14 protein-coding genes are annotated in these 16,001 nt (G+C 71.6%); 5 read left to right on the top strand and 9 right to left on the bottom strand.

Features of this window, described 5'->3' with window-relative positions; all coding sequences use genetic code 11:
* Positions 1-38: 38 nt before the first annotated feature.
* From obgE to rplU, 3 genes are all read right to left on the bottom strand, one after another.
* On the bottom strand, positions 39-1,475 hold the full coding sequence (gene obgE / locus A4V12_RS13520; RefSeq protein ID WP_064069543.1) for a GTPase ObgE: 1,437 nt from the start codon (positions 1,473-1,475) through the stop codon (positions 39-41).
* 128 nt (positions 1,476-1,603) lie between these two features.
* Entirely contained in the window at positions 1,604-1,861 is a 258-nt protein-coding gene (gene rpmA, locus A4V12_RS13515) for a 50S ribosomal protein L27 (RefSeq protein ID WP_064069542.1), read from the bottom strand.
* Positions 1,862-1,875: 14 nt separating this feature from the next.
* Positions 1,876-2,196, bottom strand: coding sequence for a 50S ribosomal protein L21 (gene rplU / locus A4V12_RS13510; protein ID WP_017944922.1), 321 nt, complete (start codon positions 2,194-2,196; stop codon positions 1,876-1,878).
* A 295-nt stretch (positions 2,197-2,491) separates the two neighbouring features.
* Here rplU and A4V12_RS13505 point away from each other — a divergent pair, with 295 nt between their 5' ends.
* Positions 2,492-3,094 carry an acyltransferase gene (locus A4V12_RS13505; protein ID WP_064069541.1) on the top strand — a complete coding sequence of 201 codons (603 nt, stop codon included), beginning with the start codon at positions 2,492-2,494 and terminating at the stop codon, positions 3,092-3,094.
* 116 nt (positions 3,095-3,210) lie between these two features.
* Here A4V12_RS13505 and A4V12_RS13500 read toward each other — a convergent pair whose 3' ends face one another.
* Positions 3,211-4,353, bottom strand: a complete 1,143-nt coding sequence (locus A4V12_RS13500; RefSeq protein ID WP_064069540.1) for a hypothetical protein — start codon at positions 4,351-4,353, stop codon at positions 3,211-3,213.
* A gap of 142 nt (positions 4,354-4,495) precedes the next feature.
* Here A4V12_RS13500 and A4V12_RS13495 point away from each other — a divergent pair, with 142 nt between their 5' ends.
* The 4 genes from A4V12_RS13495 (at position 4,496) to A4V12_RS13480 (ending at position 9,793) form a co-directional block, all read left to right on the top strand.
* Positions 4,496-4,870 (top strand): hypothetical protein, encoded by a 375-nt coding sequence (locus A4V12_RS13495; RefSeq protein ID WP_064069539.1) that lies wholly within the window; start codon positions 4,496-4,498, stop codon positions 4,868-4,870.
* Between the two features lie 204 nt (positions 4,871-5,074).
* Positions 5,075-6,178 carry a non-hydrolyzing UDP-N-acetylglucosamine 2-epimerase gene (wecB, locus tag A4V12_RS13490; protein WP_064069538.1) on the top strand — a complete coding sequence of 368 codons (1,104 nt, stop codon included), beginning with the start codon at positions 5,075-5,077 and terminating at the stop codon, positions 6,176-6,178.
* 112 nt (positions 6,179-6,290) lie between these two features.
* Positions 6,291-7,664, top strand: coding sequence for a glycosyltransferase (locus A4V12_RS13485; protein ID WP_079137020.1), 1,374 nt, complete (start codon positions 6,291-6,293; stop codon positions 7,662-7,664).
* Positions 7,661-9,793, top strand: coding sequence for a glycosyltransferase family 1 protein (locus A4V12_RS13480; RefSeq protein ID WP_064069537.1), 2,133 nt, complete (start codon positions 7,661-7,663; stop codon positions 9,791-9,793). Before A4V12_RS13485 ends, A4V12_RS13480 begins: the two co-directional genes overlap by 4 nt.
* A 58-nt stretch (positions 9,794-9,851) precedes the next feature.
* Here the strand turns inward: A4V12_RS13480 and galE are convergent, their stop codons facing one another.
* The 5 genes from galE to A4V12_RS13455 form a co-directional block, all read right to left on the bottom strand.
* A complete protein-coding gene (gene galE / locus A4V12_RS13475; protein WP_064069536.1) occupies positions 9,852-10,820 on the bottom strand; it encodes a UDP-glucose 4-epimerase GalE in 969 nt (322 codons plus the stop codon).
* 92 nt (positions 10,821-10,912) lie between these two features.
* On the bottom strand, positions 10,913-12,196 hold the full coding sequence (locus tag A4V12_RS13470) for a nucleotide sugar dehydrogenase (protein WP_064069535.1): 1,284 nt from the start codon (positions 12,194-12,196) through the stop codon (positions 10,913-10,915).
* Positions 12,193-13,821 (bottom strand): glycosyltransferase family 2 protein, encoded by a 1,629-nt coding sequence (locus A4V12_RS13465; RefSeq protein ID WP_064069534.1) that lies wholly within the window; start codon positions 13,819-13,821, stop codon positions 12,193-12,195. Before A4V12_RS13465 ends, A4V12_RS13470 begins: the two co-directional genes overlap by 4 nt.
* The gene (locus tag A4V12_RS13460) at positions 13,818-14,831 is read right to left on the bottom strand and encodes a Gfo/Idh/MocA family protein (protein WP_064069533.1); all 1,014 of its coding nucleotides are present in this window, start codon (positions 14,829-14,831) and stop codon (positions 13,818-13,820) included. Before A4V12_RS13460 ends, A4V12_RS13465 begins: the two co-directional genes overlap by 4 nt.
* Entirely contained in the window at positions 14,828-15,955 is a 1,128-nt protein-coding gene (locus A4V12_RS13455) for a DegT/DnrJ/EryC1/StrS family aminotransferase (protein ID WP_064069532.1), read from the bottom strand. The genes A4V12_RS13460 and A4V12_RS13455 overlap by 4 nt, the downstream gene beginning before the upstream one ends.
* Positions 15,956-16,001 lie beyond the last annotated feature (46 nt).

Below are 16,001 nucleotides of genomic sequence, written 5' to 3'. Positions count from 1 at the left end.
CGGGGGCGCGTCGCCGGGGTACGGCGCTGAGCTGAGGATCAGAAGGGGTCGAAGCCGTCGAACTCGCGGTCCGCCTCGTCCCGCTCCGCCTGGCGGTCCTTGCGGCGCTGCGCGGCCGGACGCGGGGCCTCCATGCGGTGGTCCTCGCCACGGCGGCCGAGCATCTCCGCGCCGGCCATCATCGTGGGCTCCCAGTCGAAGACGACCGCGTCCTCCTCGGGGCCGATCGCGACGCCGTCGCCCGCGCGGGCCCCGGCCTTCATCAGCTGGTCCTCGACACCGAGGCGGTTGAGGCGGTCCGCCAGGTAGCCGACGGCCTCGTCGTTGTTGAAGTCGGTCTGGCGCACCCAGCGCTCCGGCTTCTCGCCGCGCACCCGGTACAGGCCGTCCTCCTCCAGCGTGACCGTGAAGCCCGCGTCGTCGACGGCCTTCGGGCGGATGACGATCCGGGTCGCCTCCTCCTTCGGCTTGGCCGCGCGCGCCTGGGCGACGATCTCGGCCAGCGCGAAGGACAGCTCCTTGAGGCCCATGTGGGCGACGGCCGACACCTCGAAGACGCGGTAGCCGCGCGCCTCCAGGTCCGGGCGGATCATGTCCGCGAGGTCCTTGCCGTCCGGGATGTCGATCTTGTTGAGGACGACGATCCGGGGACGGTCGTCGAGGCCGCCGTACTGGCTCAGCTCCTCCTCGATGACGTCCAGGTCGGTGACCGGGTCGCGGTCGGACTCCAGCGTGGCCGTGTCCAGGACGTGGACGAGCACCGAGCAGCGCTCGACGTGCCGCAGGAACTCCAGGCCCAGGCCACGGCCCTGGCTGGCGCCCGGGATGAGGCCGGGGACGTCCGCGATGGTGTAGACGGTCGAGCCGGCGGTGACGACGCCCAGGTTCGGGACCAGGGTCGTGAAGGGGTAGTCCGCGATCTTCGGCTTGGCGGCGGAGAGGACGGAGATCAGTGAGGACTTGCCGGCGCTGGGGTAGCCCACCAGGGCCACGTCCGCGACGGTCTTCAGCTCCAGGACGATGTCGCCGGACCGCCCCGGCTCGCCCAGCAGGGCGAAGCCGGGCGCCTTGCGGCGGGCCGAGGCCAGCGCCGCGTTGCCCAGACCGCCGCGGCCGCCCTCGGCGGCGACGTAGGAGGTGCCGTGCCCGACCAGGTCGGCCAGCACGTTGCCCTTCCCGTCGAGGACGACCGTGCCGTCCGGCACCGGCAGGATCAGGTCCTGGCCGTCCTTGCCGGACCGGTTGCCGCCCTCGCCGGGCTTGCCGTTGGTGGCCTTGCGGTGGGGCGAGTGGTGGTAGTCCAGGAGCGTGGTGACCGACTGGTCGACGACCAGGATCACGTCGCCGCCCCGGCCGCCGTTGCCCCCGTCGGGGCCGCCGAGCGGCTTGAACTTCTCACGGTGGACGGAGGCACAGCCGTGGCCTCCGTTACCCGCGGCGACATGCAGCTCGACGCGGTCCACGAAGGTGGTCATGTTCTGTGCCTCCAGTTACGACAGTTACGTACGGAAATGTCTACGTGTTAACACGCGAAAGGCGGACCCGCTTCCCGCACACGTACGGGAAGTGAGGTCCGCCCTCGCAAAGGAACCGAGCAGCCCGATCAGGCAGCGGTCGGAACGATGTTCACGACCTTGCGGCCACGGAAGGTGCCGAACTGCACCGAACCGGCCTGCAGCGCGAACAGCGTGTCGTCGCCACCACGACCGACGCCCGTGCCGGGGTGGAAGTGGGTGCCACGCTGGCGGACCAGGATCTCACCGGCGTTGACGACCTGACCGCCGAAGCGCTTCACGCCGAGCCGCTGAGCGTTGGAGTCGCGACCGTTCCGGGTGGACGATGCGCCCTTCTTGTGTGCCATGTCTCCTCAGTCCCTTACTTCGCAGCCGTGGGGATCGCCGTGACCTTGATCGCCGTGTACTGCTGGCGGTGGCCCTGACGACGGCGGTAGCCGGTCTTGTTCTTGTAGCGCAGGATGTCGATCTTGGCGCCCTTGTGGTGGTCCACGACCTCGGCCTGGACCTTGATGCCGGCCAGCACCCACGGGTCGCTGGTCACAGCGTCGCCGTCGACAACGAGCAGGGTCGAGAGCTCGACCGTGTCGCCAACCTTGGCAGTGGAAATCTTGTCAACCTCAACGATGTCGCCGACAGCAACCTTGTGCTGGCGACCACCGCTGCGCACGATGGCGTACACGCGGATCTCTCTCTCGCTCGAACGGGAACCCCTGATGCCAGCCGCCCGCACGGACCGGCGGGTCCGTGACTGTCCGGGTGGGGACGAGCGGCCTCTTCCAACCACGGACCGAGTCCGGCCGGAAGGGAGGTGCTCAGGAGTTGGCGCGCATGGAAACACGCCGACGGTCAAGGTTACGGGCCGCGCTCCGGCGGGTCAAACCGGCCGGGCGGTGCCCGCCCCGGCGGTGCGCGGGCGCGGTGGCCGTATGCTCGCCGGGCGAAGACGCATCCCGGGAGCCGGAAGGCAGAGCACAGTGAATTACAGGGTCCAGCCCACCGCACAGGTCGCCGACAACGCCGAGATCGGCGCCGGGAGCAGTGTGTGGGAACTCGCTCAGATCCGCGAGGGAGCGAAGCTCGGCGAGGGCTGCGTGATCGGCCGCGGCGCGTACGTCGGCACCGGCGTGCGCATGGGCGACAACTGCAAGCTGCAGAACTACGCCCTGGTGTACGAGCCGGCCGAGCTCGGCGACGGTGTCTTCATCGGTCCCGCCGTCGTCCTCACCAACGACCACAACCCGCGCTCCGTCGACCCCGACTTCAAGCAGAAGCGCGGCGGCGACTGGGAGGCCGTGGGCGTGCGGATCGCCGACGGCGCCTCCATCGGCGCCCGCTCGGTGTGCGTGGCGCCGCTGGAGATCGGCCGCTGGGCGATGGTCGCCGCGGGCGCGGTCGTCACCAAGGACGTCCCGGACTTCGCGTTGGTCGTGGGCGTCCCGGCGCGGCGGATCGGCTGGGTCGGCCGGGCCGGCGTCAAGCTGGTGGAGCGGGACGGCGAGCCGGGCGTCTTCGAGTGCCCGAAGACCGGCGCACTGTACGACGAGAAGGACGGCACCCTGACCGAGCGCGCCGCCTGACGGCAACGGACGGACGGCGAAGGGCCCCGGGGCGCTCCCCCGGGGCCCTTCCCTGTCACCCCCCGGAGCGCTCCCCCGGGGCCTTCGCGTTCCGCTCACGTTCCGCCGCGCCCGCCTCAGACCCGCTGCCAGGCCTCCAGGGCCAGCCCCGGCTCCGGCTTCTGCCGCGCCACACGCAGCGTGCCGTCCGTGCCGAAGGCGGCCATCACGACCCGGCCGCGACCGTCGACCGCCAGCGCGGGGGCGCCCACGCACGGTTCCCCGGTGAGCGTCCAGGTGGCGCCCAGCGCCTCGTCCTCCGTCGGGTAGGCGGCGAGGGCGGGGCGGCCGGTGGCGGCGTCCCGGCGGGCCATGATCGTGCAGTCGTGCCCGTCGACCGCGGTGCGGAGGAGGGCGACCGGGCCGGTGCCCGCACCGGAGCCGAGGGCCGACGGGGCCTTGTCGGAGGGGCGCCAGGCGCGGACCGTGCCGTCCTTGGCGTCGTGCCAGTAGTGGGTGAGGCGGCCGGGGCCGGTGCGCTCGGAGGACAGGGAGCCCGCCTCGGCGCGGGCGGGCACGTCCTCGGCCCGCACGAACTTCACGCCCTTGGTCTCCTGCGTCCAGCGCAGGACGTGGTCCTCGGTGGGCGCCACCAGTTCCATCAGGCCCTCGGAGGTGATCGACGCCCGGATGGGGCCGGTGATCCCGCTGCCCTTGAGGTCGGCCCACTTGTTCCACTTGCCCGACGGCACCGAGGCGCGCCCGCAGATCCCGCCGCCCACGTTGCGCACGAAGACGTGCAGCGAGCCCTCGGAGTCGACGACCGCCGCGGGCGGGCCGATCCGCCCGGCCAGCTCCGGGTCGTTCGGGTACGGGTTGCCCACCACCGCCCAGTCGCGCACGGCCAGCCCGGACTGGTACTGGAGCGCGAAGACGACGTCGGTGGCGGGGGTGCCGTCCGCGAGGCGCGTGCGGCGCAGCGCCACCAGGTGGACGTAGCCGTCGGGGCCCTGGGCTATGGACAGGTGCGGGTCGATCCCGGGTGCCGGGATGGTCTCGGGGCCGGTCCAGCCGGGTCCGCCGGGGTGCTGCTCGGTCCAGCGCAGCACGGCGCCCTCGACGGGGGCGTACGCGGTGAGACGGCCGTCCTTGCCGCGCACCAGCCAGTCGGTGGTGGCGGGGAGGGAGGCGTCGGGGAGGGGGGTGGCGCCGGATGCGGCGCTACGGCGCGACGGGACGTCCTCGGTACGCCTGGACCTCCGCGCGGACCACACCGTCATGGCTCACCGCCGACCTTCCCCTGACCAGTTGGAACAGTTCACGCGCAGCTCCCCCGAGCTTGCGCGACGATAGCATTCCGGCGCGCCCGCGACCGCCCTCCGCGGGGGGCCTCCGGCGGCCCCCGCGTGGGACCCTCGTACCGTGCTCACTCTCCTCGTCGTGGACGCCGCGAACGTCGTCGGATCGGTGCCGGACGGCTGGTGGCGGGACCGCCGCGGAGCCGCCGAGCGGCTGCGCGACCGGCTCGCCGCCGGGGCCGCCGGAGGGGTGGCCGGGCTCCCCGGGCCGCTGGACGTGGTGCTCGTGGTCGAGGGCCGGGCCAGGGGGGTGGAGCCGGTGCCGGGCGTGCGGGTCGAGGAGGCGCCGGGCAGCGGCGACGACCGGATCGTGGAGCTCGCCGCCGGGGCGGCCGCGGCGGGGCGCCCCTGCGTGGTGGTGACCGCCGACCGCGAGCTGCGCCGGCGGGTGGCGGAGCACGGCGCCGAGTGCCTCGGGCCCCGCTCCGTACGGCCCTGAGACCGCCGCGGAACCCCGCCGTCAACTGTTCATGGAATCGTTATCCCGCCCCGTCACCGGGGCCCACGCGCCTTCTGACCATGGTCGTCGGACGTCCGGTTTCCGGCCCTTGCTCCGGCCGCGGGGCTGGTCATCCCGGCCATTGCCTACGATGGCACGGCACGCCTCCCTCATCGACCTGTCCCAGTAGAAGAAGAGTGCTCAGTGAAAGTCATCAGCATCGTCGGCGCACGTCCCCAATTGGTGAAGCTCGCTCCGATCGCGGCCGCGTTCGCCGGGACCGAGCACGAGCACTTCATCGTGCACACCGGGCAGCACTACGACGCCGACCTCTCCGACGTCTTCTTCGACGGCCTCGGCATCCCTGACCCGGACGTCCACCTGGGCGTCGGCTCCGGCAGCCACGGCGTCCAGACCGGGGCCGTGCTCTCCGCCCTCGACCCGGTCCTGGAGCGCGAGAAGCCGGACTGGGTCCTGGTCTACGGCGACACCAACTCCACCATCGCCGGCGCCCTCTCGGCCGTGAAGATGCACCTGCCGGTCGCCCACCTCGAGGCGGGCCTGCGCTCCTTCAACCGGCGCATGCCGGAGGAGCACAACCGCGTCCTGACCGACCACTGCGCCGACGTCCTGCTCGCCCCGACCGAGGAGGCCATGCGCCACCTCGCCGACGAGGGCCTGAAGGACCGGGCCGTGCTGGCCGGCGACGTGATGGTCGACATCTGCCTGAAGATCCGGGACGACGTCCTGGCCGGCAAGCACCCCGCGCCCGTGCTGCCCGAGGGCATCGACCCCTCCGAGCCGTTCCTGCTCGCCACGCTGCACCGGCCCGACAACACCGACGACCCGGAGCGCCTGCGCGCCATCGTCGACTCGCTGGCCGGCCTGCCGGTGCCCGTCGCGCTGCTCGCCCACCCGCGCCTGGTGGCCCGCGCCGCGGAGCACGGCATCGAGCTCAACACCGGCTCGGTGCACGTCGGCCGGCCCCTGCCGTACGCGGGCCTGGTCGCCGCCGTCCTGGCCTCGGCCGGTGTGGTCACCGACTCCGGCGGCCTGCAGAAGGAAGCGTTCCTGCTGGAGCGCATCACCACCACCATCCGTCCCGAGACGGAGTGGGTGGAAACCGTCGACACGGGCTGGAACGTCCTTGTTCCCGACCCGCACACGCTGTCCGCCGACGAGTGGGCCGCCACGGTGACCCGCGCCGTGCCCACGGCCGACCCCGGCACCCCGTACGGCGACGGACGGGCCGCCCAGAACGTTGTCCGGATCATGGAAGAGTGGAAGGGAGGCAGCCGGCACGCGTGACCGGACAGGGCCTCTCACGAGGAACTTATCCGTACATGTCACCGTGCTAGCGTCACCGGTTATGTCAGCGTCTCCCAGGTCCGGGCTGCCCGCGACAGGCAAGCGGCCCCATGTGATCTACCTCGCCATCGGTTTCCCGCCAGCGGCCAAGAGCTGCGCGTACCGCATGCGCGAGACCGCGAACCAGTTCATCAACCAGGGCTGGGACGTCACCGTCGTCACCATCGCGCAGGAGTCGTGGGAAAGGGACTCCGGCGTCGACCTCACCCTGCTGGAACAGGTCGACCCGAAGATCAGGATCGTCGAACTGCCGTTGGTGCGCGAGGACCTGGAGACGGACATCCGTCTGTACAGCGAGGACCGCGCGCTCAACCCGAACGGGTGGGTCACCCGGCTGCGCCGGCGCCAGATGGAGCCGTTCCCCGAGCCCAACTTCGGTGAGTGGCGGGAGGACCTGGAGAAGGCCGTCCTGCGCATCCACGGCGAGCACCCGGCCGACCTGCTGCTCGCCAGCTGCGTCCCCTACGTCAACCTCGCCGCCGCGTGGAAGCTGTGGGAGGAGGCGAAGGTCCCGTACGCCGTGGACTTCCGCGACGGCTGGTCCATCGACGTCATCGACGGCGTCGAGGCGTTCTCCCGCGACTCCGCCGAGGGGGTCTGGGAGCAGAAGATCCTCGACAACGCGCTCTCCCTGTGGGTCGTCAACGACCCGATCGCGGAGCACTACCGCACCCGCTACCCGGACTTCGCCGACCGCGTCCACGTCGTGCGCAACGGCTACGACGCCGACAGCTCCCCCGGCAAGGCGCACCGCGCCAACCCCGAGGCGGGCCTGGCCTTCGGCTACCTCGGCACCGTCAACTTCACGGTCCCGCACCTGGAGACGGTGCTGAACGCCTGGCGCGCCGCCCGCGAGAAGGAGCCGCTGCTGGCCAACGCCACCTTCGAGGTGCGCGGCCACATCGGCAACGGCTCCGGCCGTGAGGCCAACCGGCACGCCGAGGTCCTCAAGCAGGCCGAGGTCGACGGCGTCCGCTTCGGCGGCCCCGCCGCCAAGGCCGAGGTGGCGTCCATCTACGCCCGCTGGGACGCGATGGTCCTCATCCTCATCGGCGGCCGCTACGTCACCTCCGGCAAGGTGTACGAGTACATGGCGACCGGCCTGCCGATCGTGTCGGCGCACGTCGTCGAGCACGACGCCTCCAACGTGCTGCGCGGCCACCCGCTGTGGACGGGTGCCGTCGGCATCGACGAGGAGGGTCTGACCGAGTCGTTCGTCAAGGCCGCGCACATGGCGGTGGAGACCAGCGACGAGGTGCACGCCGAAGCCATGGCGCACGCCGACCAGTTCACCCGCGAGGCGCTGATGACCGCGGCCGTGAAGCAGCTGATCGACGACCACACCGCCCTCGGAGCCCGGCGGTCGGACACCGCGGACACCGCCCTCGCCGGGAACCAGATCGTCGCCGGAGGGCCGTCCCTGTGACCAACGTCCTGTTCATCGCCAGCGTCCGGCCCCAGCTCGGCGTGTTCGCCGACTCGGTGCGCAAGTTCCGCGCCGCCGGGGCCACGACGTACCTCGCCGGCACGTTCCCCCTCGACCCGGTCGCCGAGGAACTCGCCGCCATGGAGCTGGACGGCACCCACCAGCTCCCCCGCAACCTCAACTTCCGCAGCACCGCGCTGCGCCGCAAGGCCCGGATGGCGCCGGGCGGCATGAAGGTGTGGATGCAGGCGGAGCGCGACAGCGTGCTGCGCCGGCTGGCCCGCAAGGCCGACGTCCTGGTGGCGCTCGACGCGGGCGCCGTCTACACGGTGTGGCGCCTGGCGCAGTACTACCGCGTCGAGGAGGCCCACTTCGGTCTGGCGCCGGCCCTCAAGGCCGTCGACCGGGTCAAGGCGAAGGGCCCCACCGGCAGCCGGGGCGTCCTGCCGCCGCTGGACGTCGTCAAGCAGAACGTCCGCCGCTCCGTGGACGGGCTGCCCGCCACGGTCATGCGGCACGCCACCGCGCGCCCCGTGATGCGCTCCACGGTGGGCGCCCGCATGTGGCGCACGGCCGTCACCGCGCCCGGTGTGCCGCCCAAGGTGCGCATCGCGACCTCCCGTTACGTGGCCGAGGGCATGCAGTGGGCGGGCCGCACCAGCGGTGCCGCCCTGGCGCTCGCCGCCGCCGCGTCGAAGCTGACCGACCTGGGGCTGAAGGCGCAGCTGCTGGACGAGGCGGTGATGAAGGAGCTGGGCAAGGGCCTCAACCCGCGCGACCTCGACAAGGCGGTCGCCGCCCAGCTCGCCCACGCCGACGCGCAGTTCGCCGCGGGCGACCACGAGAAGGCGTCCTTCGCGCTGGACCGCGCGCTGTTCCTGGGCTTCCACCGGGTGCTGCACATCGACCAGCTGTCGTCGCCGCTGGCCAAGGACGCGGAGGGCTTCGTCGCGCCGCTGTACCGCTCCAAGGTCATGGACGTGATGAAGCGCCCGCAGGGGCGGAAGACCCCGGCGGCCCCGGCGCCCACGGACCGTCCGCTGCGGCTGCTGGTCACCACCAGCGCCAACGACAACTTCCTGCACCACATCCTGGACCGGTACGGCAACCACCAGGGCGTGGAGCTGCGGTACCTGGACCTGGCGGCGCAGAAGGCGCTCAAGCGGATCGCGTGGGCGGGCCGCCGGGTGCTGGAGGACCGCCTCGCCGGCGGCACCAGCACCTACCAGGAAGAGGTCGAGCGGCTGATGCGGCCGTACCTGGACTGGGCGGACACCGTCTTCCTGGACTGGTCGGTGGGCCCGGCGGCGATGCTGACGACGATCGACCCGGGCGACACCCGGATCGTCGTGCGCCTGCACAGCTACGAGGCGTTCACGCGCTGGCCGCACATGACGGACTTCTCGCGGATCGACGACCTGATCTACGTCGCCCCGCACGTGAAGGACCTCGTGGAGTCGCTGGTGCCGATGCTGCGCGGGGACTCCGCGCCGCGCGCGCACCTCGTCGACAACGCCATGGACCTGTCGGGCTTCGCCCGCCCGAAGTCGGCCGACGCCCGCTTCAACCTGGGCCTGGTGGGCATCAGCCAGGTCGCCAAGGACCCGATGTGGGCCGTGGACGTGCTGCGGCGGCTGCGGGAGAAGGACGACCGCTACCGGCTGCTGCTGGTGGGCGGCGACATGAACCCGAAGACCAGCCGGGCGACCCGGGACTACCGGCGTCAGTTCGACAAGGAGATCGCTCCTCTCATCGAGGAGGGCGTCGTGCTGAAGCTCGGCCCGACCGACGACGTGCCGTCGGCGCTCGCCGACATCGGTGTGATCCTGTCGTCGTCGGTGCGCGAGGGCTGCCACGTGGGCCTGATGGAGGGCGCGGCGAGCGCCGCCGTCCCCGTCGCCCGTGACTGGCCGTTCTACGCGGGCAAGCCCAACAGCGCCCGGACGCTGTACCCGGAGGGCTGGGTCGTCGGCTCCACGGAGGAGGCCGCGAAGCGGATCCTGGAGACCACGGCGACCGAGGAGGCGTGGCAGAACGCCGGGAAGCTGGCGTCCGAGTACGCGCTGTCGACGTGGGACTGGCCGATCGTCAGCAAGGCCTTCGACAAGCTGTTCCTCGGCGAGGGCTAGACCGCACGGGAAAGGGCCCCGGGAGCGATCCCGGGGCCCTTCTGCGTGCCTGCCGCGGTCAGGGGTGGCGCAGCTGCCAGCCCGCCCACGCGGACTCGACCATCTCGCGCACCCCGTACCGCGCGCTCCAGCCGAGTTCCTCGGCGATGCGGTCGGCGGAGGCCACCACCCGGGCGGGGTCGCCGGGGCGGCGGTCGGTGACGAGCGGCTCGACGTCGGTGCGGCCGGTGACGTCCTGGATGATGCCGACCATCTCCGTGACGGAGACGCCCTCGCCGCGCCCGATGTTCAGGACCAGCGAGGCGCCCGGGTCGGCGGCCAGCCGGCGGGCGGCGGCGACGTGCGCGGAGGCGATGTCCTCGACGTGGATGTAGTCGCGGATGCAGGTGCCGTCGGGCGTCGGGTAGTCGTCGCCGAAGACCAGCGGCCGCTCACCGGCCGTCAGGCGTTCGAAGACCATCGGTACGAGGTTGAAGACGCCGTCGTCGCCCAGTTCGGGGGTGGCGGCGCCGGCCACGTTGAAGTACCGCAGCGAGGCGGTCGCCATGCCGTGCGTCCGCCCCGTCGCCGTGACCAGCCACTCGCCGGCGAGCTTGGTCTCGCCGTACGGGTTGATGGGCGCGCAGGGGGTGGCCTCGGTGACGAGGTCCACGTCGGGCATGCCGTACACGGCGGCGGAGGAGGAGAACAGGAAGCGGGTGACACCGGCCCCCACGGCGCCCTCCAGGAGCGTGCGGAGGCCCTCGACGTTCTCGTGGTAGTAGTGCAGCGGCTCGGCGACCGACTCGGCGACCTGCTTCTTGCCCGCGATGTGCACGATGCCGGTGACGGCGTGCTCTCGCAGGACGCGGTCGACGACCTCACGGTCGAGGACGGTGCCGACCTCCAGGGGGACGCCCTCGGGAAGCCGCTCGGGACGGCCGGTGCTCAGGTCGTCGAGGACGACGATCCGCTCGCCGCCCTCGGCCATCGCCTTCACCACGTGGGAGCCGATGAATCCGGCGCCGCCAGTAATCAACCAGGTCATGGGGAAACCTTCTGCGCGTCGGCCCCGCCCCGCGGGGTGTGCGGGGCAGGGCCACGGTCGGTTCGTGCGGTCGTGCGGTGGTACGGGGGTGCTCAGCCACCGATGACGACGCGGCGGACACCCTCCCAGCGGGCCGGGTCCGTGGTGCGGCGGCCGTCGACCAGGACGGTGACGTCCGGCAGGTCGGAGGCGGCCAGCTCCTTGTACTCGGCGTGGTCGGCCTGGAGGATCGCGGCGGTGACCTTCTCGCCCTGGTGCGGGGTGAGGCCGTGCGCGGCCAGCTCCTCGGCCGTGTACATCGGGTCGGAGACGTACGGGACGGCGCCCCGGGCCTTGAGGGCCTCGACGGTGCCGAAGACGCCGGAGAACGCGGTCTCCTTGACGCCGCCGCGGTAGGCGGCGCCCAGCACCAGCACGTTGACGTCCTTCAGGTCGCCGTAGGCGGCGGCCAGCAGGTCGACGGCGTACTCCGGCATCGCGGCGTTGGCCTCGCGGGCCGAGCGCACGACGGTCGCCGCCGGGTCGTTCCACAGGTACATCCGCGGGTAGATCGGGATGCAGTGGCCACCGACGGCGATGCCCGGCTGGTGGATGTGGCTGTAGGGCTGGCTGTTGCAGGCCTCGATGACCTTCAGGACGTCGATGTTCTGCTGGTCGGCGAACCGGGCGAACTGGTTGGCCAGACCGATGTTGACGTCGCGGTAGGTGGTCTCGGCCAGCTTGGCGAGCTCGGACGCCTCGGCGGTGCCGAGGTCCCACACGCCGTTGGCGCGGGGCAGGTCGTCGCGCTCGTCGAAGTCGAGGACCTGCTCGTAGAACTCGACGCCGTGCTTGGCCGACGCCTCGTCGATGCCGCCGACGAGCTTGGGGTAGCGGCGCAGGTCGGCGAAGACGCGGCCGGTGAGGACGCGCTCCGGGGAGAAGACCAGGTGGAAGTCCTCGCCGGCGGTCAGGCCGGAGCCCTCCTCCAGCATCGGCGCCCAGCGGGTGCGGGTGGTGCCGACCGGCAGGGTCGTCTCGTAGGAGACGAGGGTGCCCGGCTTGAGGCCCTTGGCGATGGCCTTGGTCGCGGAGTCCATCCACCCGAAGTCGGGGGTGCCCTCGGCGTCCACGAACAGCGGGACGACGACCACGACGGCCTCGGACTGGGCGACGGCGGCCGCGGTGTCGGTGGTCGCGGACAGCAGACCGGCGTCGACGGTCTGCTTCAGCAGCCGGTCGAGGTCGTGCTCACCGGGGAAGGGCTCGGTGCCGGCGTTGACCAGCTCGACGACCTTCTCGTTGACGTCGGCGCCGATGACCTTGTGGCCCTTGGCGGCGAACTGCACGGCGAGCGGCAGGCCGATCTTGCCGAGCGCGACTACACAGATATTCATCGGGTCAGTTTCCTCTTCACACGGGACATCAGTTGACGCAGTCGCTTGCCCACGCCGAGCGAGGGCTCCCAGAGCGGAGCCGTGGTGATGACCAGCCGGCCCTTGGGGTTGGCGTTGGCGGAGATCCGGTACGGGATCCTCTCCCGCCAGCGCCGGGCCAGGGGCAGCGGCCTGCCGCGGACCGGCACGGGAATCTCGTACGTCGAGCCTGCCACGTCGGCGTACACGCGCACGCCGAGCTTGGCGCTCTTCGGTTCGACCGGGACACGGGCGGTCAGCAGGGTGCCGTCGCCGTCCTCGGTCGGCTTGCGGGTGAACTCCCCCACCGGGGCGGGGAGTTCGTGTCCTTCCGGCAGCCGCCGGGCGCCGGGCTTGTCGGCGCTCTTCGGCATGGCCCTGGTGGCGAGCCTCACGACGGCGGAGCCGGTCTCGCCGGTCAGCCCGATCCGTACGGCCAGGTCGACGGCCATGCCGTCGCCGTCCTGGACCCACTCGGCCGACACCAGCGAGGCGCCCTCGGCGAGCCGGCCGGGGACGGACTCGCCGATCACCTCGTACGCCCGGTCGGGCAGCCCGACGGCCGGGTCGCGGAAGCCGGGGTAGCGCACGAACGCCCGCCCGTCCTCCAGCAGCAGCGGCGGTGAGCCGTGCTCGGCCTCGTCCTCGATGGCCCGGACGAGCAGGTCGACCTCGCCGCGCCGGGCCAGGCAGATCCGCAGCCGCCGCTTGACGTCCATCGAGTCGCGCAGTTCGTCGGTGAAGTACGCGTCCGCCAGCTCGGCGATGCCCGCGCACACCTCGGTGCGCGTCACCGCGTCCAGGGCGGGGAAGTCGTCCTGGACGAGCTTGGCGAGCTCCCAGGTGAAGTGGCGCTTGAGGACCGCGTCCCGCTTCGGGCCGGGCTCGATCAGCGAGGCCGCGAAGTGCATGATCCGCGCGGTGCAGCGCAGCCGGGACAGGTGGTTGGCGCGGTAGGTGATGTTGCTGGCGTCGCCGCGCTTGACCGCGTAGTAGTACGTGTAGTCCGCCAGGACCGAGATCTTGGCGGCGCGTACGCACGCCTCCAGGGTGAACGGCTGGTCGGAGCCGACCGGCAGGTCCTCGGGGAAGCGCAGCTCGTACTTCTCCACCAGCTCGCGGCGGAAGAGCTTGGTGTTGGCGAGGGTGAACGGCAGGGCCGACTCGTACAGCGAGACGTCCGGGTCGCTCTTCTTGTAGAGCGCCTGGTGGACGTAACGGCCGTTGGTGCCCACCATCTTGCCGACGACCACGTCGGAGCCGTGCTCGTCTGCACAGGCCACCATGCGCTCCAGGGCCTCGCTGCCCAGGTGGTCGTCGGAGCCGATGAAGTACACGTAACGACCGGTGGCCAGCTCCAGGGCCCGGTTGCTGGGAGCAGCCGGGCCACCGGAGTTGGCCTGATGGATCACCTTGACAGTGTTCGGGTACTTCTCCGCGAAGCGGTCCAGTTCCCGGCCACTGTCGTCGGTCGAGCCGTCGTCGACGGCCACGACCTCGAGCCGGTCCAGCCCGATGCTCTGCCCCACCAGCGAGTTCAGGCACTCGGTGAGGTACGGCATCGTGTTGTACACGGCTACCACGACGGTGACATCGGGTGTGGTCAACTGGCCACGTCCTCCGGGGTGAGCCGCACGGTGACACCGCGGTCGGCGGAGTCGATGACCGCCGCGGCCACCTCCACCGTACGCAGACCCTGGCGCAGCGTGCAGATGTCGTCGCCCTTGCCGAGGACGGCGTCCCGGAACAGCTCGTGCTCGACGAGCAGCGGCTCCCGCTTGGGGATGGCGTAGCGGATCATGTCGCCCTCGGACACCCCGCGGAACGCGCGCAGCGCCTCCCACTCGGTGGCGACGGCGGCGTTGGAGTAGAACGTCAGGTCGGCGGTGAGGGTGTCCGCGATGAAGCAGCCCTTCTCGCCGGTGACGGACGTGAAGCGTTCCTTCAGCGGGCTCAGCCAGTTGACGAGGTGGTTGACCATCGTGCCGTCGGAGAGCTGGCCGACGGCCGAGACCATGTCCTCGTGCGGACGGCCCGACTTCGACACGGTGTGCGCGGCGATCGACGTGTACTGCTGGCCCGTGACCCAGCCCGTGAGGTCGATGTCGTGGGTGGCGAGGTCCTTGACCACGCCGACGTCCGCGATGCGGTGCGGGAAGGGGCCCTGGCGGCGGGTGACGACCTGGAAGACCTCTCCCAGCTCCCCGGCCTCCAGGCGCGAACGCAGGGACCGCAGCGCCGGGTTGCAGCGCTCGATGTGGCCGACGCCGGCCACCAGGCTCCGCGACTCGAACGCCTCGACGAGGCGGCGGGCGCCGTCGACGGTGTCGGCGACCGGCTTCTCGATCAGCGCGTGGACGCCGGCGTCGGCGAGCTTCAGGCCGACTTCCTCGTGCAGCGCGGTCGGGCAGGCGACGACGGCGTAGTCGATGCCCAGCGAGATCAGTTCCTCGACGGTGGACAGGACGGGTGCGCCCTGGGCCCAGCCGTTCTTGTCGCCCATCGGGTCGACGACGCCGACGAGGGTCACGCCGTCCAGCCCGGCCAGTACGCGGGCGTGGTGGCGTCCCATGGAGCCGAGGCCGATCAGGCCGGCCCGCAGTCCAGCAGCAGTCACAGGTTCTCTCCCAGCGCGTTCACGGCGGTGACGATGCGCTCAAGGTCGTTCTGGGTCAGCGAGGGGTGCACGGGCAGCGAGACGACCTCGGCGGCGGCCTTCTCCGTCTCGGGCAGGTCCCAGTTGCGGCCGGCCTTCTGGTCCGGCTCCCAGTACGGCTTGAGGCGGTGGATCGGGGTCGGGTAGTAGACGGCGTTGCCGACGCCCGCCTCGGTGAGCTGCGCCATGGCGGCGTCGCGCGCGCCCTCGCCGCCCTTCACCCGGATCGTGTACTGGTGGTAGATGTGCCGCGCGCCCTCGGCGACCACCGGGGTCACCACGTTCGGCGCGGTGATGTTGGCGGAGAGGTACGCGGCGTTGGCGATGCGCGTCTCGGTCCAGCCGTGCAGCTTGGCGAGCTGCACACGGCCGACGGCGGCGGCCACGTCCGTCATGCGCATGTTGGCGCCGACGATCTCGTTGGCGTACCGCTGCTCCATGCCCTGGTTGCGCAGCAGGCGCAGGGTGCGGGCGGTCTCGGCGTCGGCGGTGGAGATCATGCCGCCCTCGAGGGAGTGCATGTTCTTCGTCGGGTAGAAGCTGAACGTGCCGCCGGAGCCGAACGCGCCGACCGGCGTGCCGTTCAGGGCCGCGGCGTGCGCCTGGCAGGCGTCCTCGACGACCGCGAGCTTGCGCTTGTCCGCGATGGCCATGATCTTGTCCATGGCGGCCGGGTTGCCGTAGATGTGGACCGGCATGATCGCGGCGGTGCGCGGGGTGATGGCGGCCTCGACGGCGGCCGGGTCGATGTTGAAGCTGTCGGCCTCGATGTCGACGAAGACGACGTCGGCGCCCACGAGGCGGACCGCGTTCGCCGAGGCGGCGAACGAGAAGGACGGGACGATCACCTCGTCACCCGGGCCGATGTTCAGCGCCATCAGAAGGAGGTGCAGCGCCGACGTACCGGAGTTGACGGCGACGCAGTGGCGCCCGTCGACCAGCTCGGAGAATCCCTCCTCGAAGGCGGCCACTTCGGGGCCCTGTACGACGCGGCCGGTGCGCAGTACGCGTACGGCGGCCTCGATCTCTTCTTCACCGATGACCGGGCGGGCAGCGGGGATGGGCTGCTCGTTGATGCTCGGCATGGACGTCCTCCTTGAACACCGCAAGAGCTCTTTGTGGCAGAGGTCT

The organism is Streptomyces noursei (assembly GCF_001646665.1).
Lineage (GTDB): Bacteria > Actinomycetota > Actinomycetes > Streptomycetales > Streptomycetaceae > Streptomyces > Streptomyces lavendulocolor.
Note: the sequence above shows the minus strand (reverse complement) of the source record. Positions and strands in the feature narration are given on the sequence as shown.

Bases quoted from the DNA above. Each gene is read 5' to 3' on its own strand.
- obgE (WP_064069543.1), bottom strand. From the start codon at position 1,475: ATGACCACCTTCGTGGACCGCGTCGAGCTGCATGTCGCCGCGGGTAAC.
- rpmA (WP_064069542.1), bottom strand. From the start codon at position 1,861: ATGGCACACAAGAAGGGCGCATCGTCCACCCGGAACGGTCGCGACTCC.
- A4V12_RS13500 (WP_064069540.1), bottom strand. From the start codon at position 4,353: ATGACGGTGTGGTCCGCGCGGAGGTCCAGGCGTACCGAGGACGTCCCG.
- galE (WP_064069536.1), bottom strand. From the start codon at position 10,820: ATGACCTGGTTGATTACTGGCGGCGCCGGATTCATCGGCTCCCACGTG.
- A4V12_RS13470 (WP_064069535.1), bottom strand. From the start codon at position 12,196: ATGAATATCTGTGTAGTCGCGCTCGGCAAGATCGGCCTGCCGCTCGCC.
- A4V12_RS13455 (WP_064069532.1), bottom strand. From the start codon at position 15,955: ATGCCGAGCATCAACGAGCAGCCCATCCCCGCTGCCCGCCCGGTCATC.